Below are 22,004 nucleotides of genomic sequence, written 5' to 3' on the forward strand. Positions count from 1 at the left end.
AAGGAGCGCACGGGGCGCCCTTCAAGGAGTGCAACCCGGACGGCCGCGTCCCGCATTCCGGGGAAGCGCGCATTTTTCCGCGGCGTTTGGATCGGGGGCCTGGCCGCGGGACGGATTCCGTCAGGTGGGTGCCCTCCGCTTACCCTCTGCGCATGTCCTCCCGCGCCGCTGCCCCGCCCCCGCGCCGCCCCGTGGGCACGGTGACGCGCGGGACGACGAATCCGAACCGGCTGCGCCGAATGGACCGCTGGATCGCGGCCACGCACGGGCCGGTGCTGCGGCGCTCGGACGCCCCGGTCGCGGTGGACCTCGGCTACGGGGCCGCGCCGTGGACGGCGGTGGAGTTGCTGGCCCGGCTGCGGGAGGCGGCGCCGCGGGTGCGCGTGGTCGGCATCGAGATCGAGCCGGCGCGGGTCGCGGGGGCGAAGCCGTACGAGCGGGAGGGGCTCAGCTTCCGGCACGGCGGGTTCGAGGTGCCGCTGGAGGGCGGGGTCCGCCCGGCGCTGATCCGCGCGGCGAACGTACTGCGCCAGTACGACGAGGAGCAGGTCGCGGCGGTGTGGGAGCGGCTGTGCGCCCGGCTGGCCCCGGACGGGCTGCTCGTCGAGGGCACCTGTGACGAGATCGGGCGGCGGCACGTGTGGGTGGCGCTCGGGCCCGAGGGGGCGCGCACGGTGACCTTCGCCACCCGGCTGGGCTCCCTGGAGCGCCCTTCGGACCTGGCGGAGCGGCTGCCGAAGGCGCTGATCCACCGCAACGTGCCGGGGGAACCGGTGCACGCGTTCCTGCGCGACTTCGACCGGGCGTGGGCGGCGGCGGCTCCGTACGCCTCGTACGGGGCGCGGCAGCGCTGGATCCGGACGGCGCGGGCGCTGGCCGCGGACTGGCCGCTGGCGGACGGGCCCGGGCGGTGGCGGCAGGGGGAACTGACGGTGCGCTGGGAGGCGTTGCGCCCGGCGGGGTGAATGTGGCGCGGCGGGGAACCGGTCGCCGGGGTGGCCCGTTGAGTCGTCGGGGACGGGTGTGGGGGACTGGTTGGGGCAGGATCCCGGACCGCAGGCAAGATCGGGACGGCCCGCGTGAGGGTGTTGGAATTCACCCGCTCGTGGCACCATCCCGAAGGCAGGGCAAAGTTACTGATGAATAGTCAGATCTGACACCGGATCCGACTCGGGGCACCTTGGGGGGACCATGGGGACCGTGGAGCGAAGGCGGCGGGGCGCGTCCGCTCTCACGCTGCTGTGTGCGACGGCGCTGCTGGCGGTGTCGGCCATGACGGGCGCGGCCCAGGCGGCGCCGGTGCCCGCGCCGGGCGCCAAGTCCCTTGAGCAGGTGCGCGAGGAGATCGACGAGCTGTACCGCCAGGCGGGCACGGCGACGGACGCGTACAACCTCGCGGAGGGCGAGGCCAAGGCGCAGTCCGCCAAGATCGTCGAGATCGCGAAGCAGGTCGTGGCGGGCCAGGACCGGATCACGGCCCTGAAGAACCGCGCGGGGGCCGCCGCGCGCGCCCAGTACCGCTCGGGCGGGATGCCGGCCGGCGCGCGGCTGGCGCTGAGCGGCACCCCGAGCCAGTTCCTCGACGGGGCGGACCGGATCCGCCAGGGCGAGAAGGCGACCACCGACCTGCTGTCCGAAATGAACCGCACGCAGAGCGACTTGCAGCAGTACGCGAAGGACGCGAGCGCGCAGTGGGAGAAGCTCGAAGCCAACCGGATCAAGCAGGAGAACTCGAAGAAGCAGATCGAGGAGAAGATCAAGTCGGCGGAGTCGCTGGAGAGCAAGCTGGAGGCCGAGGAGAAGGCCCGGCTGATCCAGCTGGAGCAGGAAGCGCAGTACAAGGCGCAGACCGCCTGGCTGTCGACGGGCGTGCTGAAGGAGATCAACAGCTCGGCGTCGGAGTCGGGGAAGAAGGCGGTCCAGTACGCCACGGGGCAGATGGGCAAGCCGTACGTGTGGGGCGCCGAGGGCCCGGACTCCTTCGACTGCTCGGGCCTCACCTCGCAGGCCTGGCGGGCGGCGGGCAAGGGCATCCCGCGCACCTCGCAGGAGCAGCTGCGGCTGCTGCCGAAGGTCGCGATCAAGGACATGCGGCCGGGTGACCTGATCATCTACTTCGACGACGCGAGCCACGTCGGGATGTACGTGGGCGACGGCGCGATGATCCACGCCCCCCGCCCGGGCCGCAACGTCACCCTGGCCGGCGCCGGCTCGATGCCGATCAAGGCAGTGGTCCGCCCCGACGCGTGACGGCGGCCCGCCGCGAGGGAACCCGGCGGGGCCCGGCGGCGTCTCGGTGGGCGGGACGGCGATCGCCGTCCCCGTGACGTTTCTCATTCAGTGGGCACTCAGTGAGGCGGACTTTCCCCCGCGATAACGGCATATGACGGCGGCCCTGGCCCGGAGCGGCATTCCGCTCCACGGCCACCGCCCGCTAGGGTCTGGCGGACGCACCCTCGGGGGGAGGGAAGGAACCGGAGACGATGGCCGTACCCGTACCGCGGCAGAGGGACACCCCCGCCACGGAGAGCGCTCAGGCAAACCCGCCGGCAGCCGCGCACCTCCCCGCCGCGCACGCCACCGCACCCCAGGCGTCCCTGACCCTGCTGGTGATCGAGGACGACCCCGGGGGCGGGCTCACCGTCCCCGAGATCCTCGACGCCGACCGGCACCGCATCCGGCTCCGCACCGCCCGCAACCTCACCGAGGCCGCGCGCCTGCTCACCCACGACGTGCACTGCATCCTGCTCGACCTCTCCCTGCCCGCCGGCGGAACCACCACGGCGGGCGGCACGCGCACCGCGGTCGTCGACCAGCTGGACACCCTGCGCGAGGTGCTCCGGATCGCGCCCCGCCACGCCGTCCTCGTCCTCACCGCCGAGGCCGACGCCGAGCGCGCCGCCGAGGCCGTCCGGGTCGGAGCGCAGGACTTCCTCTTCCGCGACGAGCTCGACGGCCGGCTGCTGAGCCGGGCCATCCGCTACGCCGTGGAGAGAAAACGGGCGGACATCGCCCAGTACAAGCTCGCAGAATCGAAACTTCGGGCCCAGGAGAACGCCCGCCTGGAGCGGGGGCTGCTCCCCAACCCCCTCCTCGAAGGCTCCGACCTCCGCTTCGCCGCCCGCTACCGCCCCGGCCGCAGCCGCGCGCTGCTCGGCGGGGACTTCTACGACACCGTCCGCACCCCCGACGGCACCGTCCACGCCATGATCGGCGACGTCTGCGGCCACGGCCCCGACGAGGCCGCCCTCGGCGTCGAGCTCCGCATCGCCTGGCGCGCCCTGACCCTGGCCGGGCTGTGCGGCGACGACCTGCTGTCGACCCTCCAGGAGGTCCTGGAGGTGGAGCGGCCCAACGACGAGATCTTCGCGACCCTGTGCACGGTGGACATCTCCCCCGACGGCCGCCGCGCCGGCCTGTGCCTGGCCGGCCATCCGGCCCCGCTGATATCCCGGCCGGGCCGCCGCGCACAGCTCCTCCCGTACGAGAACAGCGGCCCGGCGCTCGGCCTGCTGCCCAAGGCCCGCTGGCCGCGCCGCCAGGTCGAGCTGGGCGGCACCTGGAGCCTGATGCTCTACACCGACGGGCTGATCGAGGGCCGCATCGGCGAGGGCAAGGAACGGCTGGGCCAGGACGGGATGGTCGAGATGATCAACCGGCACCTCGACCGCGGTCTGACCGGCGAGGGCCTGCTGGAGGCCTCCGTCACCGAGGCCCGCCGCCTCAACGGCGGCGAGCTCACCGACGACGTGGCCGTGGTGATGCTCTCGCGCAACGCGTCCTGACGGGTCGGGCCCGCGGTCAGCGCCCGCCGTTGTACGGGCCGTACGGACCGTCGCTGCTGCTCCCGCCGCTGCGCCGGCCGCCCCGGCCGCCGCCCGAGACCTGCTTGAGGGCCGGGCGCACGTCGACGAAGAACACGATGGTGGCCACCAGGCCGGCGATCTCCAGGAACAGCATCCCCAGGAAGAAGTCCACCAGCACGGTGACCCCGAGGATGACCAGCCAGAAGGTCTTGCTCTGCTTGTCGGCGGCGCGGTACGCGTCCTCGCGCGCCAGCAGCGCGAAGACGAAGGCCACGACGGCGAGTGCCAGCATGGCGAACCCGAGCAACGGAAGCACTCCGTTATCGAACCCGTTCATCAACATCGCCTGACCGCCTTCTCACGCTCGCACGCCCGATGCCGCCTGCCTCCACGCTACCGGCAGGACGGCTCTCTCAAACAACAACGGGCCGGACACCCCACTGGTGCCCGGCCCGCCATCACTGCATTCGCATCCCGTTCGGGATCAGCCCTCGTCGCCGGCGGCGACGGTGGCCTTCTTCACGTTGTTCTTGCGCGCCGTGACGCGCCGGGCGGCGGGCTTGTCCTCGGCCGCGGAATCGGCGGCGACGGGCTCCTGCGCCGGCTGCTCCGACGCCTGCTCCTGCTCCGACTTCGGCTCGACGGCGACCGCGATGTCGACGATCTCCTCGGAGACCTCGCCGCGCCAGGTCCGCACGGCCTGCTCGCCGTGCTCCGCGACCTTGTCGTACGTCTCCTTGGCGCGCACCGCGTACTCGGCGGCGACGCCGACCCCGCGCAGCGCCAGGTCCTGCGCGGTCTCCCCGAGCTTCTTCGGGTCGATGGCGGTCAGCACCTCGGCGAACTTGGAGGTGACGGCCTCCTGCGCCTCGCGCGCCTTCTCCTGCACGATCTTCGGGTCGGTGTTCTTCACGGCCTCGATGCGCGCGGGGGCCTCGGCGCGCAGCTGCTCGATGAGCCCGGGCACCTTCTTGGCCTGCTGCACCGCGAGGTCGGCGGTACCGGCGGCGAAGTAGAGCGGCGTCGGGTCGGTGAGGGTCTTCTTCAGGTCATCGGCGATGGCCATGGTGGCTGGTCCTCCCGGATCACAGTTCAGTTCGTAGGGTGCATCGCGTCGTCCCCGCCGGACGGGGCGGACGGATCGGCCGGGTCGGCCGGGTCGGCCTCGTCGGCCTCGGCCGCGTTCTCCTTGCGGAACGAGTCGTAGATCTGGAGCAGCACCTGCTTCTGCCGCTCGTTGATGGACGGGTCGCCGAGTATGACGGCCCGCGTCTCGACCTCGTCGCGATCGCGCTCGTCGAGGATCCCGGCCTGCACGTACAGCGTCTCCGCGGAGATCCGCAGCGCCTTGGCCAGCTGCTGGAGGATGTCCGCGCTCGGCTTGCGCAGCCCGCGCTCGATCTGGCTCAGGTACGGATTCGACACCCCCGCCGCGTCGGCCAGCTGCCGCAGCGAGAGCTGGGCCTGCCGCCGCTGCTCGCGGAGGTATTCGCCGAGATTTCCGACGTTGAGCGATGCCATGCCCCGATCCTGCCGCACCTTGCTAACTATTGCAAGCAGCTGCTTGCAAAATCACCCACGGGCGCGGGGCTGGTTGAAGCGGAGCATGTTGCCCGCCGGATCGCGAAAGGCGCAGTCGCGGACTCCGTACGGCTGGTCGGCCGGCTCCTGGAGGACCTCGGCGCCCGCGGCGCGGATGCGCTCGAAAGCGGCGTCCACGTCGTCGGTCGAGAAGATCACGCCGCGCAGCATGCCCTTGGCGAGCAGTTCGGCCATCGCCTGCCGGTCGGCGGGTGCGGCGTTCGGGTTCGCGGCCGGGGGTTCCAGGACGATCTCCACGTCCGGCTGCGCCGGCGAGCCGACGGTCACCCAGCGCATCCCCTCGAACGCCACGTCATTGCGGACCTCAAGGCCGAGGGCGTCGCGGTAGAAGGCGAGCGCCTTGTCGTGGTCGTCGACCGCGATGAAGCACTGGGACAGCTTGATTTCCATGCGACCGACGCTAAGCGCGGGCGGCGGATTCCGCTTCCGGACCGCTCTCGGCACCGCCGCCCTCGGCGGGCCCGCTCGTGGCCGGGCCGTTCCTGACCGGCCGCGTGAGGATCTTGGCGACGCACGCCGGAATGGCCGCGCCGGGCTCGTGGCCGCGGGCACGGTACGCGCTCGGGCTCTCGCCGACCAGCTCGGTGAAACGGGAGCTGAAGGACCCCAGCGAGGTACAGCCGACCTCGAAGCAGACCTCCGTGACGCTCAGGTCCCCCCGCCGCAGCAGCGCCTTCGCCCGCTCCACGCGCCGGGTCATGAGGTAGCTGTACGGGGTCTCTCCGAAGGCGGCCCGGAAGCTGCGCGAGAAGTGCCCCGCCGACATCAGGGCGACGCCCGCCAGCTCGGCGACATCGAGGGGCCGCGCGTACTCGCGGTCCATCATGTCCCGGGCCCGCCGCAGGCGTCTGAGGTCGTCGAGCGTCACCCCGCCAGCGTACGCGCCCCCACCCGGCCCCCGGCAACTCGTGTGCGACGACGTCCGGTTGTCCGTACGCGGGCCCTCGGCGCCCCTTAGGCCGCCCGCGTCCCGATGGCCAGCGTCGCGTGCAGTTCCTCCGAGGAGGCCGCGCGGACCGCCAGGCCCGCCGCCGACAGCGCCGAGGCCGTACGCGGGGACTGGCGGGCGCTCGTCTCGATCAGCAGGCGGCCGCCCGGGGCCAGCCACGGCAGGGCCCCCGCCGCCACCCGCCGGTGGATGTCCAGGCCGTCCGGGCCGCCGTCCAGCGAGGTCAGCGGCTCGTGGTCACGGGCCTCCGACGGGAGCAGCCCGATCTCCTCGGTCGGCACGTACGGGGCGTTGACCAGCAGCAGGTCCACCCGCCCCCGCAGCGAGTCGGGCAGCGCCGCGTACAGATCGCCCTCGTGGACCCGCCCGCCGTACGGGGCCACGTTCAGCCGCGCGTACTCCAGCGCCGCCGGGTCGATGTCCGCCGCGTGCAGCTCCACCCGGGCGCCCAGCTGCGCCGCCACCGCCGCGCCCAGCGCGCCGACCCCGCAGCACAGGTCCAGTACGACCGCGTCCGGGCGGCCCAGGGCCACCGCCTCCTGCACCAGGAACTCGGTGCGCCGCCGCGGTACGAACGCCCCCGCGCCCACGCGCATGCGCAGCCCGCAGAACCGCGCCCACCCGACGACGTGTTCCAGCGGTTCACCGCCCGCCCGGCGGGCCACCAGGTCCGCCAGGTGCCCGTCGTCCTGCGCGGCGGCCGTCAGCAGCTCCGCCTCCTCCTCCGCGAAGACGCAGCCCGCCGCGCGCAGGGTCTCGACAATCGAAGTCACTGGATTCAATCCCTCATTCAATCCCTCTTAGAAGACGTCCGGGCACCACGGGCGGCGCGCCGTACGGAACACCGCGTCCGCGAGCGCCAGCGCCCCCGGCCGCTCCTGCGCGATCCGCCCGAGCGCCCCGAGCCGTACCGCCGACTCGTCGCCGAGGTACAGCGAACCCAGCGCCGACGCGTCGAGCCGCAGGTCGGCCGGCTCCTCCGTGACCGTGCACTCCCCCGTGCCCGCGTCCAGACGGTAGCGCCCGGCGGCCGGACCCGCCGGGTCGGCCACCTCCAGGACGAGCACTCCTGGCACGGCGTACGTCCGCGAGCCCAGCGCCCGTACGACGTCCAGCACGCGCACCCACAGGAAGTCCGAGGCCGTCACGATCGCGGCCGCGCGCGGATCGGGCAGAAGCTGCGCGACGAGGTCGTCGGGGGCCCGGTAGCCGGTGCGGACCTTCATGACCCAGTCGATCGAGCACAGGAAGTGCCACAGCGCGCGCTGCGCCTGGGCAGTGACCGCGATCAGGTCCTTGACCTGCACGGTGTTGAGCGGGACCTTCGCGTCCGTCCAGTGCGCGTCGGACACGTACGCGGCGAGGCCGGCCGGCTCACCCTCCGCCGTCCGGTACACGGCGTAGAACTGCTCCTTGTACGGGCGGGAAGCCAACTCCTCCAGCCCGGTGGCCACTCTCCACCAGCGCGCGGTGCGGTTGACCGTTCCGGGCGTGAGCGCCCGCAGCCGCTCGTGCAGCTCGGGGCCGACCGCGCGCGCCCCAGCCGCGTCCACCAGCTCGATCCGGCCGCCGTCCGCGGGTACCGGCCGGCGGGTGTCGAGCCCGGTGCGGCTCACGTCGATCTCCCACTCGGCGATCGGGGCGGCGGGCCCGTACCCGTACCGCCCGTAGATCGGGTACTCGGCGGCGATGAGCGTGGACACGACGTCGCCGCGCTCGCGTGCGGCCGCCAGCTCGGTGGCCATCATCCGGGTCAGCAGACCGCGGCGGCGGTGCGTGGGCAGGACGGTGACGTTGGTGACGGCGCTCGCGGGCACGCTCGCCCCGCCCGGGACGGTCAGCTCTTGGGCGAAGGAGCGGAAGGTGGCCACGCAGCGGCCGGTGGAGGCGTCGAAGGCACCCAGCGTGCGGGTGAAGTCGGTGTGCTTGGCCCGCTGGGCGATTTCGGAATCGGTGAGGCGTTCGGGGCGCAGGAAGCCGCTGTTCACGGCTCCGAGCCACTCGGGGAGTTCGGATTCGGCGATCGACCGCACGTCAGCACTCATAACCGGCCACGCTAACCGCCGCCCCCGGCCGCGGTCGCGCGAATTATCCGCTCCCGTACGTCCGCCGGGCGGCGCCGCGCGGTCGGGCCTTGGCCGCCTGCGCCCGGCACGCCGGCCGGTTACGCCAGCAGGTCGTCCACCTGGGCCTCGCCCTCCCGGTAGCGCCGGGTGATCTCCGCGCTGCAGTCGTCCGCCGTGCGCTGCAACTGCTGCCTGCGCCGCGAGACCTGCTGTTCGTACCGCACCAACCGGGCCATGGCGTCGTGCAGTTCGCCGTCGGTCCGGGCCACCAGGTCCGACAGCTCCACGTCCGACAGCATCTCCGCCGCCAGCAGCCGGAACTCCTCGCTGTGCGGGGTGCACAGCGTGACGTGCCGGGCGGAGGCGCTGCGGCTGGAGGGCGCGTCGGCGAGGATCTCCGAAAGCCGGTCCACCACCGGCGGCTCCGGGGTCACCGGCGCCTCCGGGTCGCTGCGCCGGGCCAGTTCGGCACGCAGGATGTCGATCCGGCCCTGGAGGAGTCTGCGCACGTAGCTCAGGTCGGCCTCGTCGCGCTGCGCGTCGCGGCGCAGCGTACGCAGCTCCGGCAGCCCGAGCGCGGTGGCGGGGCCGGCGGCGAGCGCGGTGGCGGACGTGGTCGGCGCCTGCTCCCCGCCCGTGCGCTGCGCGGGCGGTCGGACCGCGCTGCCCGTCGAAGTGGCCGCGGATGATGCCGGTACGGGTGAAGCAGGTACGGAGGTACCAGAAGTATTCATGTGAACGTGTCCGTCCCCTCGACCGGTGCATGGGGTCTCTCCCGGCCCATGGGACCGGAGGGAAGCACCGCCTGCGTGCATCGTGCCACTCTCCGTGGTGCGGGTGCAGTCCCACTCCACCCGATCGGCCCCTGATGGGTGCACGCCTGGTACACAGGTGGCATGCGAGCAGTGGTGCAGAGGGTGGACGGCGCGAGCGTCGTCGTGGCCGGCGAGACCGTGGGCGAGATCGTCGGCGAGGGGCTGTGCGTGCTGGTGGGGGTGACCCACGACGACACCCCGCAGAAGGCGGCGCAGCTGGCGCGCAAGCTGTGGTCCGTACGGATCCTGGAGGCGGAGAAGTCCTGCAGCGACGTGAACGCTCCGCTGCTGGTGATCTCCCAGTTCACGCTCTACGGGGACGCCCGAAAGGGGCGGCGCCCCACCTGGAACGCGGCGGCGCCCGGCGAGGTCGCCGAGCCGCTGGTCGACGAGGTCGTCGCACAGCTGCGGGCGCTGGGGGCGACGGTGGAGACGGGCCGGTTCGGCGCGGACATGCGCGTCTCGCTGACCAACCACGGCCCGTTCACCATCGTCATCGACGTCTGAGACGCGCCGGCGCCCTCACGGCGCCACGACGACCTCCTGCGCGGCGGCCGTGTTGCCGGCCAGCAGCGGGGCGTCGACCGGCACGTTCCGCTTGACCAGCGCGAGCGCGATCGGGCCGAGCTCGTGGTGGCGGACCGCGGTGGTCACGAAGCCCAGCTGGCGGCCCTCCTCCCCGTCGGCGGCGAGCCGGATCGGCGTGCCGTGCGCCGGCAGGAGCACCTCGGAGCCGTCCAGGTGCAGGAAGACCAGGCGGCGCGGGGGCTTGCCCAGGTTGTGGACGCGGGCCACCGTCTCCTGGCCGCGGTAGCACCCCTTCTGGAGGTGCACGGCGGTGCCGATCCAGCCCAGCTCGTGCGGGATGGTGCGGTGGTCGGTCTCCTGGCCGAGCCGCGGCCGGTGCGCCTCGACGCGCAGCGCCTCGTACGCGAGGAGCCCGGCGGCCGGGGCGTGCGAGGCCGCGAAGGCCTCCAGCCCGGCACGGGGCACGAAGACGTCGCGGCCGTACGGGGTCTCCCGTACGGGGTGCTCCTCGGCGACCTCGGCGATGGAGCCGGCCGGCAGGTGGACCACGGCGAAGTCGGCGGTGCGGTCGGCGACTTCGACGCGGTAGAAGAACTTCATCGACTCCAGGTAGGCGATCAGCGCCTCCTGCGTGCCGGGCTCCACGTGCGCCCACACGGTCTCGCCGTCGTCGACGAGGTAGAGCGCGTGCTCGATGTGGCCGTTGGCGGAGAGGATCAGCGCCTCGGTGGCCTGCCCGGGCGGAAGTTCCGTCAGGTGCTGGGTGAGCAGCAGGTGCAGCCAGCTCAGCCGCTCCGGTCCGGTGACGGTGACGACTCCGCGGTGCGAGAGGTCGACGAAACCGCGGCCGTCGGCGAGCGCGCGCTGTTCGCCGTACAGCTCTCCGTAGTGGGCGGCGACGCCCTCGTCGCGGCCTTCGGCGGGTACGGCGCCGGGGAGATGGAGCAAGGGGCTGCTGGTCATGCCACCAAGCCTACGACGGGGCGTCCTGCTCCTTGGCGGCGCACTTCTTGCAGAGTCCGAAGATCGCGAAGTGCTTCATGTCGGTCTCGAAACCGAAGGTGGCGCGCAGCTTGGCGGTGAACTCGGCGGCGATGTCCACGTCCGCCTCGATCACGCCGGTGCACTCGCGGCAGACCAGGTGGATGTGGTGGTGCCGGTCGGCGAGGTGGTACGTGGGGGCCCCGTGCCCGAGGTGGGCGTGCGAGACCAGCTTGAGCTCCTCCAGGAGCTCCAGCGTGCGGTAGACGGTGGAGATGTTGACCCCGGAGGCGGTCTTGCGCACCTGGGCGAGGATCTCGTCCGGCGTCGCGTGCTCCAGGCTGTCGACCGCTTCCAGCACGAGCTGGCGCTGCGGGGTCAGCCGGTATCCGCGCTGCCGCAGGTCGCTCTTCCAGTCGGCACTCTCGGTGTCTCCGATGCTCCCCACCCGGCCAGTGTAAGCGCGCGAAGGGGACCGCGGGCCGAGCCCGCGGTCCCGATCGTGGACGATCTGTCAGCGGAAGAAGGCGATGCCGTCGTCCGGCATGTCCGGGAGGTTGCGCGCCATCTCGGCGACCTCTTCCGGGGTGACGACCTTCTTGAGCTGGGCCGACATGTACGGGCGCAGCTCGACGTCCGGGGTGGCCTTCTCGCCGACCCACATGAGGTCGCTCTTCACGTAGCCGTAGAGCCGCTTGCCGCCGCTGTACGGGCCCGAGGCCGCGGTCCGGGCCACGGCGTCCGTGGCCAGGTCGATCTGCGGCTTCTGGTCGGCGAGCTCGCCGTACCAGACCTCGACGACGCCCTGGTCTCGGACCATGACGATCTCGACCTTGCGGTCCTTGTCGATGCGCCAGTAGCCGGACTCCGACTCCAGCGGCCGCACCTTGTTGCCCTCGGCATCGAGGACCCAGCTGTGGGAGGTGTACTCCAGGAAGTCCCGGCCGTCGTGGCTGAAGACGACTTCCTGGCCGAAGTTGCACTTCTCTTCACCGGGGAAGTCGAAGACGCCCGCGCCCTCCCAGGTACCGAGGAGGAAGGCGAGGGGGACGAGGCCCGGGTTCAGGTCGGACGGGATCTGGATCATGTGTGGCTGCTCAGGCGATCTGTGGGGAGGGGTTCCGGGTCCGGGAGGGCGGCCGATCGGATGATCAGCGCTGGCCCTGGTACAGCTTCTTCACTGCGAGGCCGGTGAAGGCGAGCACGCCGACGCAGACCAGGACCAGCAGGGAGGTGAAGATTGCCTCAAGCACGGGGTGCTCCTCGGAGTGATGTGGGCGTGTACGGGGCCGGTCCCCAAGCCTACTGGCCCGGGGACCGGCGCACTCCGCGAGGTGGGCCGCACGGCTTTTCCCGCCCGTGATCGGTCAGCTCAGCAGCTGGCTCTGCAGGATCACCGTCTGGTGGAAGGGGACGGTGGCCACCCCGCCCTTGCGGGTCTGGACGATCACGGCCTGGACGTCACCCGCCTGGAGGCACCCGAGCCTGGTCTGCTCGTCGCCGCCCGCGGGGCGGGGCTCCTGGTACAGGCTGATGTCGGTGCTGCCGAGGCCGACGGGATACCCGGCGACGTGCTGGTCCGTGACGACGGGCTGGCTGCTCCTGACGGCGCTCCATTCCGCGTCCGTCTCCAGGGCGGGGGCGCCGGTCAGCCGCGTGTCGTAGGTGCAGCCGTGGAAGGCGTCCACGAAGCCCGCGGCGTGGAAGCGCAGCAGGTAGACGCGCGTGCGCGTCCCGTCGGGGGTGGTCCAGCCGCGGGCGGCGATCTGGCGCAGCCCCTCGTACTCCAGCTCCGTCTTCAGCTTCGCCCGGCCGTCGGGGGCGTACTCCTCCAGGAAGGCGTCGGCGGAGACCAGCTGGTTCGCGTCGGCCTTGAGCCCGGCGTCCGGCGCGGAGCCCTCGGGGGCCGGCAGCAGCAGGCCGGTGAGCGGCGCGTAGTGCGTCTCGGCTCCTCTGCTGCCCTCCGGGACGGCCGGCGCGGCTCCGGCGGGCAGGGCGGGCTTGGACAGGGTCGGGTAGGTCCAGCGGCCGTCGCTCTCGGTGGACAGGCCGGGGACGTCGGTGCGCTCGGCCCCGGCGATCCCGTACGCGACCCCCGAGGCGACCGCGGCGAAGACGGCCGCGGCGGCCGTCCAGCGCAGCGCGGCGTACAGCTTGCGGCGGTCCTTCGGCGCGGCGGGGGCGGGGGCCGGATCCGGGGCCGGATCCGGGGCCGGTGCCTGGACCCGCGGCTCGCCGGCCGGGACGGCGGCCTCGGGGGCCGGGTCGGCGGTGTTCTGCTCGGTCACACGGACTCCCCGGGGGACTTCAGGTGGCTCAGCTGCTGCTTGAACAGGGCCGCGGCCTCGTTCGCGGCGAAGGGCCTCGGCCCGTACATCCGGAACGCCACCAGCACATCGCCCTGGAGGGCCACGCAGTCGATGGTGTCGATCTTGTGCTGCTCTTCCAGCTTCGCCTTGCCGAGGGCCTGCAGCGCGCACCTGGCGTCGGGGAAGCCCTCGATCTTCGGTGCGTCGCGATCGTCCCCGGTCAGCTCCAGCAGCTTCTTGCTGAACTCGGAGAACTTCGCGAGGGCCTGGGGGTCGGCCTGGGTGAGGCGGATCTCCATCGCCCGGCTCTCTCGGCGCTCGTAATAGCTGCGTCCGGCCATGCCCTTGAGCTTCAGGTCGGCCAGCGCCTTGTCCCGCTCCGCCCGCTGGTCGCCGGAGAGCCCGGAGCGCACGTCCTTCTGCGCCTGGACCGCCCGCTCGCCGGACACGTAGAAGTCGTTGCCGTCCACGGCGATGTCGGGGCCGGGTTCGAAGCCGGACGGCATCGGCAGCAGCTTGCCCGTCAGCTCGTTCGGCGGCACCGTCGGGGCCGGATCCGGGGCATCGGTGGGCAGGGGATCGACGCCCGCCGCGATCCAGTAGCGGGTCGGCGCGGTGCGGTCGGCACCGGCGATCCGGCCGGCCGCCCAGAGGGCCCCGCCGGCGAGGAGGGCGACGGCGAGCCCGCCCGCGACCAGGGTCACGGTCCGGCGGCTGCGCGCCCGCGGCGCGGCGGCCAAAGTCGCCCCGGGGGCGGCCGCGGGGGCCGTTTCGACGACGGCGTCCTGCGGGTCGCTCACAGCCGCTCCCACTGTCGCTTGGCGATCTCGACGATGTCGTTCTCGTCGATGGCTCCGCGGTTGTTCATGTAGCTGATCTCCATGACGACGTCCCCGCGCCGGGCGACCACCCGGGCCGACTTCGTCGGGAGGTAGCCCTCCTTCTCGCGCTGCGCGGAGTCCACCCACAGGTGTCCGTACTCGGCGGGCACGCCGGGCAGGTCCTTGCCCGCGTTGCCCGCGTGGTCCTTCTCCGACATGTAGCGGTGGGCGTGCTGGTACGCGTCGGCTCCGGAGCGGTCCTTGTACTGGAAGAGCCGGACCACGACGAAGTTCCGGTCGTCCTGGGCCCAGTTCAGCTCGGCGATCCGCCGTACGTCGTTCCTGAGCTGGCTGGTGAGGCCGCCGCCCGGCTCTTCGTAGAAGTCCGCCGAGAACGCGTCCGGGGACACGTCCCCCCGGTAGCGGACCTCCACCCCGGAAGGAGCCTCGATCAGCGTCTTGGCCAGGTCGTCGTCCGTCTTGTACCAGCGGTTGGCATTGATCGAGCGCGCGCTCGTGGACTCGTTCGGAGCCTGCGGCTTCGGCTGGTCGATCTTCTGCTGCGCCAGCGGCGGCAGCGGCGTGGGCTCGCGGTGGTACTGGATCGCGTAGCCGGTGACCGTGCCCGCGAGCACGCCGAGGACGGCGGCGCCGGCGATCAGGAGGACCGTGCGGCGGCCGGCCCGCGGGCGGCCGGCGGCGGTCGCGGTCTCCTCCCCCGACGACTGCTCGGGGCTGGTCTGTGCGTGTTCCAAGGAAGTCCCCCCACAAGGACATGGGGCATCGGGTGGTCACCCGTGCACACGCATGACATGTACAAGAGGAGGGTGGTTGTACGCGTGCTGATCACATTCTTGTCTCGCGGTGCCGTCAGTCCTCGTGACGCCGCTTTCCGTCCAGTTCGTCCCACCACTCGTCGGACTTCGGGTCCCCCGAGGGGTCGTCCCACCAGCGGTCGTCGGGCCCGCGCCGGTTCGCGATCATCGCGGCGACCGGCGGGATGACCATGGCCACCACGCACAGGGCCACGGCCGCCTCGACGGAGAACAGCCGCACGAAGGCCCAGGCGGATACGAAGAGGAAGACGCATCCGCCCATGAGGACGAAATAGACGCGGCGCCGCCGGGCGTACATGTCTCCAGGGTAGGGCCGGAGGGGGCCGGTGCGCAGGGCCGCGGCGGGCGCGGGCCGCGACGGCACGAAGGGCCGCACCCCGTTCCAGTGGCGTCCAACCCCCGGGGGTGCGGCCCTTCGGCCGGTCATGTCAGGCGTGCGGTGCTCAGACCGCGATCGCCACGTCCGTCACGCCGCCGGACTCGGCAACGACCACGGCGCGGTCCGCCTGGGCGCCGGGAACCAGCGCACGCAGGGTCCACGAGCCGGTCGCCGCGTAGAAGCGGAACTGGCCGGTCGCCGAGGTCGGGACCTCGGCCGTGAACTCGCCGGTCGAGTCGAGCAGGCGCACGTACCCGCTGATGGGCTCGCCGTCCTTGGTCACCTGACCCTGGATGGCGGTCTCACCGGGCTTGAGCGTGGCGAGGTCGGGCCCGCCGATCTGTGCTCCACACATGTTCTCTGTCCTGTCCTAGAGGTCTTCGTACTGCCTGTGGGCGTCGCCTGCCCGGCGGGACTACTTGTTGGCGCCGAGCTCGATCGGCACGCCGACCAGGGAGCCGTACTCGGTCCAGGAGCCGTCGTAGTTCTTGACGTTCTCCTGGCCCAGGAGCTCGTGCAGCACGAACCACGTGAGCGCGGAGCGCTCGCCGATGCGGCAGTACGCGATGGTGTCCTTCGCCAGGTCGACCTGCTCGGCCTGGTAGAGGGCCGTCAGCTCCTCGTCGGACTTGAACGTGCCGTCGTCGTTGGCGTTCTTCGACCACGGGATGTTGCGGGCGCTCGGCACGTGGCCGGGGCGCTGCGACTGCTCCTGCGGGAGGTGCGCCGGGGCGAGCAGCTTGCCGGAGAACTCGTCGGGCGAGCGGACGTCGACCAGGTTCAGGGTGCCGATCGCGGCCACGACGTCGTCGCGGAAGGCGCGGATGGAGGTGTCCTGCGGCTGGGCCTTGTACTGGGTGGCCGGACGGTTGGGGACCTCGGTGCCGTCGACCAGGTCGCGGGAGTCGAGCTCCCACTTCTTGCGGCCGCCGTCGAGGAGGCGGACGGTCTGGTGGCCGTACAGCTTGAAGTACCAGTAGGCGTAGGAGGCGAACCAGTTGTTGTTGCCGCCGTAGAGGACGACCGTGTCCTCGTTGGAGATGCCCTTGGCGGAGAGGAGCTTCTCGAAGCCCTCCTGGTCCACGAAGTCGCGGCGGACCGGGTCCTGGAGGTCCTGCTTCCAGTCGATCCGGACGGCGTTGGTGATGTGGTTCTTGTCGTACGCGGACGTGTCCTCGTCCACCTCGACGATGACGACGTCGGCGTCGTTCAGGTGGGCCTCGACCCAGTCGGCGTCTACGAGGACGTCGCTGCGGCTCATGGTGGTCTCCTCCGGGGCAGTGTGCGGCGGGGCGTGCTGTGCAGGTGCAGGTTCTGCAGGTGCTGCTTTTTCTGCGGGTTCTGCGGGTTCTGCGGGTTTTCCTGGTGCGTACCGGCCGCGGGCGGCTCCCCCGGCACTGCGCGGGGAGGCGTCAGTGGGCAGGAGGGGGCGGCTGCGGTGCGGTCACGCGGGAAGGACGGTCGTCCGGCTGATGGAGCGGAAGCGCTCACAGTTCACATGGATCGACAGAGCATGGCGGCGACGCGACACAGGTCTACTGCCCGTCGCTTCGTGAGGTCCGCCTGCTGATGCTTCATAGCCATGGATCGTAGGGACGAATCGGCCGCCCTGTCACCGGCGTGTCATATTCCGAGACAGGATCGTCCGAATGCTGGGATGAGCATGCCCCCGGGCGGCTGCCGCACCGCCTCCGGGGGCCTTCGTACGGCCCGCCCTCCTACGGATCGGACCGTGCCGTCTCACGATCCGGCCAGCACCACGTCCGTACCGCTCAGCGTGAGGTGAACGCCGGACTCGTCCGAGGTCAGCGCGGTCAGCTTGAGCCCGGACGGCAGACCGCTGTCGAGCCGGCGGTCGAAGTCCGTCTTCTTGCGGACCGCGCTCTCGATCCCGGGCAGCCCCTCGCCCGGCACGTCCTCGGCGCGGACGCGGACCATCTTGCCGCCGCCGGGGGCGTCCACGAGCGTGACCGTCGACACGACGCTGGGCGCCAGCTTGCGGCCGAGGACCTCCACGGCCGCGGTGACCTTCACCTTGCCGGGCGCGCCGCCGTACGTGACCGTCACGCCGGTCTGCGAGGCCTCGGTCAGGTCCTTGTACGTGACGAGCGCCGTGCCCTCGGCCCGCTTGGCGGTGCCCCCGCTGTAGTCCCCGTTCAGCGCCACGCTGCGGAAGCCGGCGTCGAGCTGCGAGAGCCGCGTCTTGCGCCCGTCCGAGACGGCCTCCACGCCCGTGAGCTTCACGTCGACGCGTTCGAGGTCGTGGCTCAGCGCCTGGGTCAGGAACGGGAACCCGTGGATGTCCACCTCCGCGGACCCCGCGAGCCCCTGGCGCGCCTGGATGCGTTCGGCCAGCCGGTTCTCGGCGTAGTTCACCGCCCAGCGGTCGGCGCCGGCGAACAGCGCCCCCAGCACCACTGCGATGATCACGACTACGCGCAGGAACCGCACGTGCCCCTCCCCCTGTTGACCGACTGGTACGTGCGTTCTAGTGGACCACGACCGGGCGTACGAAAGCCGTCAGGCCCGGGTCCCGGGCATGGCGCCCGGGCCGGGCCTGACGGCTGACGTCTGACGTCTGGCGGAGGGCCGGTGTCAGCCGACCACCCTGCCGATCAGGTAGACGGCGGGAGCGGCGGCCGCCAGCGGCAGCGCGACGCCGGCCGTCATGTGCACGAACTTGGACGGGTAGTCGTACGCGGCCACCCGCAGCCCGATCAGCGCGCACACCCCGGCCGCCAGCCCCAGCAGCGCCCCGCCGACCCCGACGGGGGTCAGTCCGCCGACGGCGATGCCGGCTCCGGTGGCGGCGGCCAGCGAGACGCCGACGGAGACCGGGGTCGGCAGCGGCAGCGCGCGGGTGAAGACGGCCACCGCGACGGCCGCGGCGCCGACGCTGACGGCCGCGGAGTCGGCGGCCAGGTAGCCGGCGCAGACGATGGCGAGCGCGGCGGAGGCCACGGAGGCCATCAGCCCGTACATCCGCTCGTCGGGATCGGCGTGGCTGCGCAGCTGGAGGACGAGGGTGAGCAGGACCCAGGCACCGAGGGTGCCGATGATCGCGCCGGGTCCGTACGTCTCGTCCACGGCGAGCACGGCCGCGTCGGCGACGAGGGCTCCGAGGAAGGCGAGGGCGATGCCCTGGCGGGCGGGCCACATGCCGTTGAGCCGGAACCAGCCGGCCGCGGTGAGCGCCTGGAGGACGATCAGCGGCCCGAGGAGCGCGAGCTCCCCGACGGCGGCGGCACCGGCCAGGAGCAGCCCGAGCGCGGCGGTCAGTATCGCCGGCTGCGGCCCGGGATCGATGACCGGCGACCGCCCCTCCGCACGCGCCTGGGCCGGATCGACGGCGCGCACGGTGTTCCCTCCGAGGGTGGGCGGGGAGTACGCGGGCTCCTCGCCGTCGGCGCCGGGGGCGGGCTCCCCGGGGCCGGGGCCGGTGCCGGTGCGTGTGCCTGTGCCCGGGGCGTCCGCCGCGGCGGAGCCGGGGTACGGCGGCAGGAAGGCGGTCTGCTCGGCGGCGGCCTGCGGCGGGAGGTAGGCGGTCTGCTCGGCGGCGGAGCCGGGGTCGGCGGACGCCTCCCGCCAGTCGGCGGCAGGGGCTTGGACCGGGGCCTGGACCGGGGCCTGGGCGGCAGGCGCCTCATCCCGGAACCACCCCTCGGGGGCAACGGCCTGCGCCTGCGGCTCCGCGGCCGGGTACGGCGAGCCGGTCGCGGCCTGCGGCTCGGCCGCGCCGGGTCCCGGGTACGGCGGCAGGTACGCGGTCTGCGCCGCCGCCGCGGCGCCCTGGCTCCCGTCCGCGCCCGGGTACGGCGGGAGGTAGGCCGTCTGCTCGGCGGCATCGGGCGCCGGAGCGGCGCTCTGCGGCGGGAGGTACGCCGTCTGCTCCGCGGCGGAGCCGTCGCTCCACGCCCCACCGCTCGGCGCCCAGCCCGCCGCGGGCGGCTCCTCCCGGACGCCGCCCGACTGCCAGTCGGCGGCGGGCGCCTCGTCGCGGAACCAGCCCTCCGGCGCCACCGGCTGCTGCTGCGGCGACGGGTACGCGGGCTGCCCGGGGCCGGCGGCCTCCGGCTGGGGCCAGCCCTGCGGCTGCGCGGCGGCCGGGGCCTCGTCGCGGAACCAGCCCTCCGGGGCCACCGGCTGGCCGGGCAGCGCGCCCAGCGGCTGCGGCTGCTGCTGCGGCGGCGGCTGCTGCTGCTGCTGCTGCACCGGCTGGTAGCCGGTTTCCCACGTGTCCGACTGCCAGGTCTGGGTCCCGTACGGGTCCGGCTCCTGACGCTGCTGCTGTTGCTGCTGCTGTTCCTCGGGAGTGCTCATCGTTTCCGCTCACCCGCCCGCGAACGGCGGGAGCACCTCGACGGTGCCCCCCTCGGTCAGCGGTACGGCATCGTGCGGGCGCTTGCCCACGGGCTCTTCGTTCACGAGGAAGGAGCAGCGCTGCAGGACCCGGGTCAGCTCACCGGGGTGGCGTTCCCGCACGGCGTCGAGCGCCTCGGCCAGTGTCCGCGCCGAGTACGGCTCCTCCGCCGTCTTGGCCGCGGCCTTGGCCGCCGCCCAGTAGCGGATGGTTCCGGTTGCCACTGCAGCTCCTATCGTCGGCTCTCTACCGTCGGCCTCCATGATGAACCCTCCGGCCCCCCGATCCGGTGTGCCTCCGCGCGCCCCGCATGCGCCCGGGCGGACTCCCGTACGTCCATCGATCCGGTGAAACCGGGGCATACGCCGGTCGTGGGGGTGGCAGGAACCACAGAAGCGAGGGAGGCCCGACCCGGCCGCGCGGCGACGGGTGGGCTATTCTGCTGGCGAGAGGATCCGGGCAACGTTGCCCCCGGGTCCTTTTGTGCTTTCAGCACGTTGAACGGACCGAGAACACCGTGTCCGTCCGGACCTCAGGGCGCGGGGACCGGCGGACACCACCGCACCACGTACGAAGCAGTACCGCGAAAGTCCTCGACGGGACCGAGGAGGAACCGACGTGATGGACCAGCGAACCGTGCACGACCGCCCGACCTGGGCAGGTGGTCGGGCATGAGCTCACTCCTGCTGCTGACCAATGCCCTCCAGCCGTCCAGCGAGGTGCTGCCCGCCCTCGGCCTGCTCCTGCACAGCGTCCGGGTGGCCCCCGCCGAGGGCCCGGCGCTCGTGGACACCCCCGGCGCGGACGTGATCCTCGTCGACGGCCGCCGCGACCTGCCGCAGATCCGCTCGCTCTGCCAGCTGCTGCGCTCCACCGGCCCCGGCTGTCCGCTGATCCTCGTCGTCACCGAGGGCGGCCTGGCGGCCGTCACCGCCGACTGGGGCATCGACGACGTCCTCCTCGACACCGCGGGCCCGGCCGAGGTCGAGGCGCGGCTGCGGCTGGCCACCGGCCGCCAGCAGCTCGGCTCCGACGACTCCCCGATGGAGATCCGCAACGGCGACCTGTCGGTCGACGAGGCGACGTACTCGGCGAAGCTGAAGGGGCGGGTCCTCGACCTCACCTTCAAGGAGTTCGAGCTGCTCAAGTACCTCGCGCAGCATCCGGGCCGGGTCTTCACGCGCGCCCAGCTGCTCCAGGAGGTCTGGGGGTACGACTACTTCGGCGGCACCCGGACGGTGGACGTGCACGTACGGCGGCTGCGCGCGAAACTGGGCCCCGAGCACGAGTCGCTGATCGGTACGGTCCGCAACGTCGGCTACCGCTTCGTCACGCCGGAGAAGGTCGAGCGGGCGGCCGCGGAAGCGGCGGCCCAGGCGGCCGCCAAGGCGGCGGCCCAAGCGGCGGCCCAGGCCGCGTCGGGCGTCCCCCGTATGGAGGAACCTCCTGTGATCGTCCAGTCGGCAGGACGGCCTGCCCAGAGGTAGGTCACCCCGCGTAGACTCCGAGCGTGGCCAAGGTGACGCGGGATGACGTTGCACGACTTGCGGGTACGTCTACCGCCGTCGTGAGCTACGTCATCAACAACGGACCCCGGCCGGTCGCCCCGGCCACGCGCGAGCGTGTACTCGCCGCGATCAAGGAGCTGGGCTACCGCCCGGACCGGGTCGCCCAGGCGATGGCCTCGCGGCGCACCGACCTCATAGGCATGATCGTCCCCGACGCGCGCCAGCCGTTCTTCGCGGAGATGGCGCACGCGGTCGAGCAGGCCGCCGCCGAGCGCGGAAAGATGGTCCTGGTCGGGAACTCCGACTACCGGGACGAGCGCGAGGTCCACTACCTGCGGGCCTTCCTCGGGATGCGGGTGTCGGGCCTGATCCTGGTCAGCCAGGGCATGAGCGAGCGGGCGGCTTCGGAGATCGAGGCGTGGGACGCGCGCGTCGTACTGCTGCACGAGCGGCCGGAGGCGATCGACGACGTCGCGGTCGTCACGGACGACATCGGCGGCGCGCAGCTCGCCACCCGCCACCTGCTGGAGCACGGGCACGAGTACGTGGCGTGCATCGGCGGGGTGGAGAACACCCCGTCGGTCGGCGACCCGGTCGCCGACCACGTGGAGGGCTGGCGCCGGGCGATGCAGGAGTCCGGGCGCTCCGTCGAGGGCCGCCTCTTCGAGGCCCCGTACAACCGCTACGACGCGTACCGCGTCGCGCTGGAGGTCCTCTCCGGCCCGGACCGCCCGCCGGCCATCTTCTGCGCCACGGACGACCAGGCCATCGGCGTACTGCGCGCGGCGCGCGAACTGCGCATCGACGTCCCCGGCGAGCTGGCGGTGGCCGGCTTCGACGACGTCAAGGAGGCGGCCCTGACGGATCCGCCGCTGACCACGATCGCCTCGGACCGCCCGGCGATGGCCCGCGCGGCCGTGGACCTCGTCCTGGACGACGCCCTGCGCGTGGCCGGGTCCCGTCGCGAACGCCTGAAGCAGTTCCCGTCGGCCCTGGTGATCCGCCGCTCCTGCGGCTGCCGCTGACCCCTGCTCACACGCCCCT

General features: G+C 72.7%; 27 protein-coding genes. 6 read left to right on the top strand and 21 right to left on the bottom strand.

The window, feature by feature from the left end; all coding sequences use genetic code 11:
- Nucleotides 1–152 precede the first annotated feature (152 nt).
- The 3 genes from AB0M92_RS05285 (at nucleotide 153) to AB0M92_RS05295 (ending at nucleotide 3,785) form a co-directional block, all read left to right on the top strand.
- Nucleotides 153–965, top strand: coding sequence for a class I SAM-dependent methyltransferase (locus tag AB0M92_RS05285; RefSeq protein WP_366100731.1), 813 nt, complete (start codon nucleotides 153–155; stop codon nucleotides 963–965).
- A gap of 226 nt (nucleotides 966–1,191) precedes the next feature.
- Nucleotides 1,192–2,250, top strand: a complete 1,059-nt coding sequence (locus AB0M92_RS05290; protein ID WP_366100732.1) for an NlpC/P60 family protein — start codon at nucleotides 1,192–1,194, stop codon at nucleotides 2,248–2,250.
- A 233-nt stretch (nucleotides 2,251–2,483) separates the two neighbouring features.
- A complete protein-coding gene (locus AB0M92_RS05295; protein WP_366100733.1) occupies nucleotides 2,484–3,785 on the top strand; it encodes a fused response regulator/phosphatase in 1,302 nt (433 codons plus the stop codon).
- Between the two features lie 16 nt (nucleotides 3,786–3,801).
- Here AB0M92_RS05295 and AB0M92_RS05300 read toward each other — a convergent pair whose 3' ends face one another.
- The 8 genes from AB0M92_RS05300 to AB0M92_RS05335 form a co-directional block, all read right to left on the bottom strand.
- The gene (locus tag AB0M92_RS05300; protein ID WP_366100734.1) at nucleotides 3,802–4,149 is read right to left on the bottom strand and encodes a DUF2516 family protein; all 348 of its coding nucleotides are present in this window, start codon (nucleotides 4,147–4,149) and stop codon (nucleotides 3,802–3,804) included.
- A gap of 141 nt (nucleotides 4,150–4,290) precedes the next feature.
- Nucleotides 4,291–4,872, bottom strand: a complete 582-nt coding sequence (locus AB0M92_RS05305; RefSeq protein ID WP_366100735.1) for a hypothetical protein — start codon at nucleotides 4,870–4,872, stop codon at nucleotides 4,291–4,293.
- Between the two features lie 26 nt (nucleotides 4,873–4,898).
- The gene (locus tag AB0M92_RS05310; protein ID WP_366100736.1) at nucleotides 4,899–5,327 is read right to left on the bottom strand and encodes a helix-turn-helix transcriptional regulator; all 429 of its coding nucleotides are present in this window, start codon (nucleotides 5,325–5,327) and stop codon (nucleotides 4,899–4,901) included.
- A gap of 51 nt (nucleotides 5,328–5,378) precedes the next feature.
- Nucleotides 5,379–5,798, bottom strand: a complete 420-nt coding sequence (locus AB0M92_RS05315) for a VOC family protein (RefSeq protein ID WP_366100737.1) — start codon at nucleotides 5,796–5,798, stop codon at nucleotides 5,379–5,381.
- 10 nt (nucleotides 5,799–5,808) lie between these two features.
- Nucleotides 5,809–6,234, bottom strand: coding sequence for a helix-turn-helix transcriptional regulator (locus AB0M92_RS05320; RefSeq protein WP_366100817.1), 426 nt, complete (start codon nucleotides 6,232–6,234; stop codon nucleotides 5,809–5,811).
- Nucleotides 6,235–6,362: 128 nt separating this feature from the next.
- Nucleotides 6,363–7,139, bottom strand: coding sequence for a putative protein N(5)-glutamine methyltransferase (locus AB0M92_RS05325; protein ID WP_366100738.1), 777 nt, complete (start codon nucleotides 7,137–7,139; stop codon nucleotides 6,363–6,365).
- An 18-nt stretch (nucleotides 7,140–7,157) separates the two neighbouring features.
- Complete coding sequence (locus AB0M92_RS05330; protein WP_366100739.1) at nucleotides 7,158–8,402, bottom strand: GNAT family N-acetyltransferase; 1,245 nt, start codon at nucleotides 8,400–8,402, stop codon at nucleotides 7,158–7,160.
- A 119-nt stretch (nucleotides 8,403–8,521) separates the two neighbouring features.
- Nucleotides 8,522–9,157 carry an AmfC protein gene (locus AB0M92_RS05335; RefSeq protein ID WP_366100740.1) on the bottom strand — a complete coding sequence of 212 codons (636 nt, stop codon included), beginning with the start codon at nucleotides 9,155–9,157 and terminating at the stop codon, nucleotides 8,522–8,524.
- A 162-nt stretch (nucleotides 9,158–9,319) separates the two neighbouring features.
- On the opposite strand from AB0M92_RS05335, the gene dtd reads away from it, so the two are divergent.
- Nucleotides 9,320–9,745, top strand: a complete 426-nt coding sequence (gene dtd, locus AB0M92_RS05340) for a D-aminoacyl-tRNA deacylase (RefSeq protein WP_366100741.1) — start codon at nucleotides 9,320–9,322, stop codon at nucleotides 9,743–9,745.
- Nucleotides 9,746–9,760: 15 nt separating this feature from the next.
- On the opposite strand, the gene AB0M92_RS05345 is transcribed toward dtd, so the two are convergent.
- The 13 genes from AB0M92_RS05345 to AB0M92_RS05405 all read right to left on the bottom strand — a co-directional run bounded on the left by AB0M92_RS05345 (nucleotide 9,761) and on the right by AB0M92_RS05405 (nucleotide 19,676).
- The gene (locus tag AB0M92_RS05345) at nucleotides 9,761–10,729 is read right to left on the bottom strand and encodes a folate-binding protein (RefSeq protein ID WP_366100742.1); all 969 of its coding nucleotides are present in this window, start codon (nucleotides 10,727–10,729) and stop codon (nucleotides 9,761–9,763) included.
- Nucleotides 10,730–10,739: 10 nt separating this feature from the next.
- On the bottom strand, nucleotides 10,740–11,195 hold the full coding sequence (locus AB0M92_RS05350) for a Fur family transcriptional regulator (RefSeq protein ID WP_366100743.1): 456 nt from the start codon (nucleotides 11,193–11,195) through the stop codon (nucleotides 10,740–10,742).
- Between the two features lie 66 nt (nucleotides 11,196–11,261).
- Nucleotides 11,262–11,834, bottom strand: coding sequence for an FABP family protein (locus tag AB0M92_RS05355; protein WP_030718398.1), 573 nt, complete (start codon nucleotides 11,832–11,834; stop codon nucleotides 11,262–11,264).
- A 280-nt stretch (nucleotides 11,835–12,114) separates the two neighbouring features.
- Nucleotides 12,115–13,035 (bottom strand): hypothetical protein, encoded by a 921-nt coding sequence (locus AB0M92_RS05360; protein WP_366100745.1) that lies wholly within the window; start codon nucleotides 13,033–13,035, stop codon nucleotides 12,115–12,117.
- The gene (locus AB0M92_RS05365) at nucleotides 13,032–13,856 is read right to left on the bottom strand and encodes a hypothetical protein (RefSeq protein ID WP_366100746.1); all 825 of its coding nucleotides are present in this window, start codon (nucleotides 13,854–13,856) and stop codon (nucleotides 13,032–13,034) included. The genes AB0M92_RS05360 and AB0M92_RS05365 overlap by 4 nt, the downstream gene beginning before the upstream one ends.
- Nucleotides 13,853–14,632, bottom strand: coding sequence for a hypothetical protein (locus AB0M92_RS05370; RefSeq protein WP_366100747.1), 780 nt, complete (start codon nucleotides 14,630–14,632; stop codon nucleotides 13,853–13,855). The genes AB0M92_RS05365 and AB0M92_RS05370 overlap by 4 nt, the downstream gene beginning before the upstream one ends.
- A 115-nt stretch (nucleotides 14,633–14,747) precedes the next feature.
- Entirely contained in the window at nucleotides 14,748–15,011 is a 264-nt protein-coding gene (locus tag AB0M92_RS05375) for a DUF3099 domain-containing protein (RefSeq protein ID WP_366100748.1), read from the bottom strand.
- A 145-nt stretch (nucleotides 15,012–15,156) separates the two neighbouring features.
- Nucleotides 15,157–15,447, bottom strand: coding sequence for a DUF1416 domain-containing protein (locus AB0M92_RS05380; protein ID WP_214939340.1), 291 nt, complete (start codon nucleotides 15,445–15,447; stop codon nucleotides 15,157–15,159).
- A gap of 60 nt (nucleotides 15,448–15,507) precedes the next feature.
- Nucleotides 15,508–16,353, bottom strand: a complete 846-nt coding sequence (locus AB0M92_RS05385; RefSeq protein WP_366100749.1) for a sulfurtransferase — start codon at nucleotides 16,351–16,353, stop codon at nucleotides 15,508–15,510.
- Between the two features lie 233 nt (nucleotides 16,354–16,586).
- The gene (locus AB0M92_RS05390; protein ID WP_350875872.1) at nucleotides 16,587–16,676 is read right to left on the bottom strand and encodes an Ms5788A family Cys-rich leader peptide; all 90 of its coding nucleotides are present in this window, start codon (nucleotides 16,674–16,676) and stop codon (nucleotides 16,587–16,589) included.
- Between the two features lie 156 nt (nucleotides 16,677–16,832).
- Nucleotides 16,833–17,543, bottom strand: coding sequence for a DUF2993 domain-containing protein (locus tag AB0M92_RS05395; protein WP_366100750.1), 711 nt, complete (start codon nucleotides 17,541–17,543; stop codon nucleotides 16,833–16,835).
- 144 nt (nucleotides 17,544–17,687) lie between these two features.
- Nucleotides 17,688–18,851, bottom strand: coding sequence for a hypothetical protein (locus AB0M92_RS05400; RefSeq protein ID WP_366100818.1), 1,164 nt, complete (start codon nucleotides 18,849–18,851; stop codon nucleotides 17,688–17,690).
- Nucleotides 18,852–19,421: 570 nt separating this feature from the next.
- Entirely contained in the window at nucleotides 19,422–19,676 is a 255-nt protein-coding gene (locus tag AB0M92_RS05405) for a MoaD/ThiS family protein (protein WP_030157092.1), read from the bottom strand.
- 447 nt (nucleotides 19,677–20,123) lie between these two features.
- Between AB0M92_RS05405 and AB0M92_RS05410 the strand changes: the two genes are divergently transcribed.
- Together AB0M92_RS05410 and AB0M92_RS05415 are read left to right on the top strand one after the other, a co-directional pair.
- On the top strand, nucleotides 20,124–20,939 hold the full coding sequence (locus tag AB0M92_RS05410; RefSeq protein ID WP_366100751.1) for a response regulator transcription factor: 816 nt from the start codon (nucleotides 20,124–20,126) through the stop codon (nucleotides 20,937–20,939).
- A 23-nt stretch (nucleotides 20,940–20,962) separates the two neighbouring features.
- A complete protein-coding gene (locus AB0M92_RS05415) occupies nucleotides 20,963–21,985 on the top strand; it encodes a LacI family DNA-binding transcriptional regulator (RefSeq protein ID WP_099891111.1) in 1,023 nt (340 codons plus the stop codon).
- Nucleotides 21,986–22,004: the final 19 nt, after the last annotated feature.

This window comes from Streptomyces sp. NPDC051582 (assembly GCF_040681715.1).
Lineage (GTDB): Bacteria > Actinomycetota > Actinomycetes > Streptomycetales > Streptomycetaceae > Streptomyces.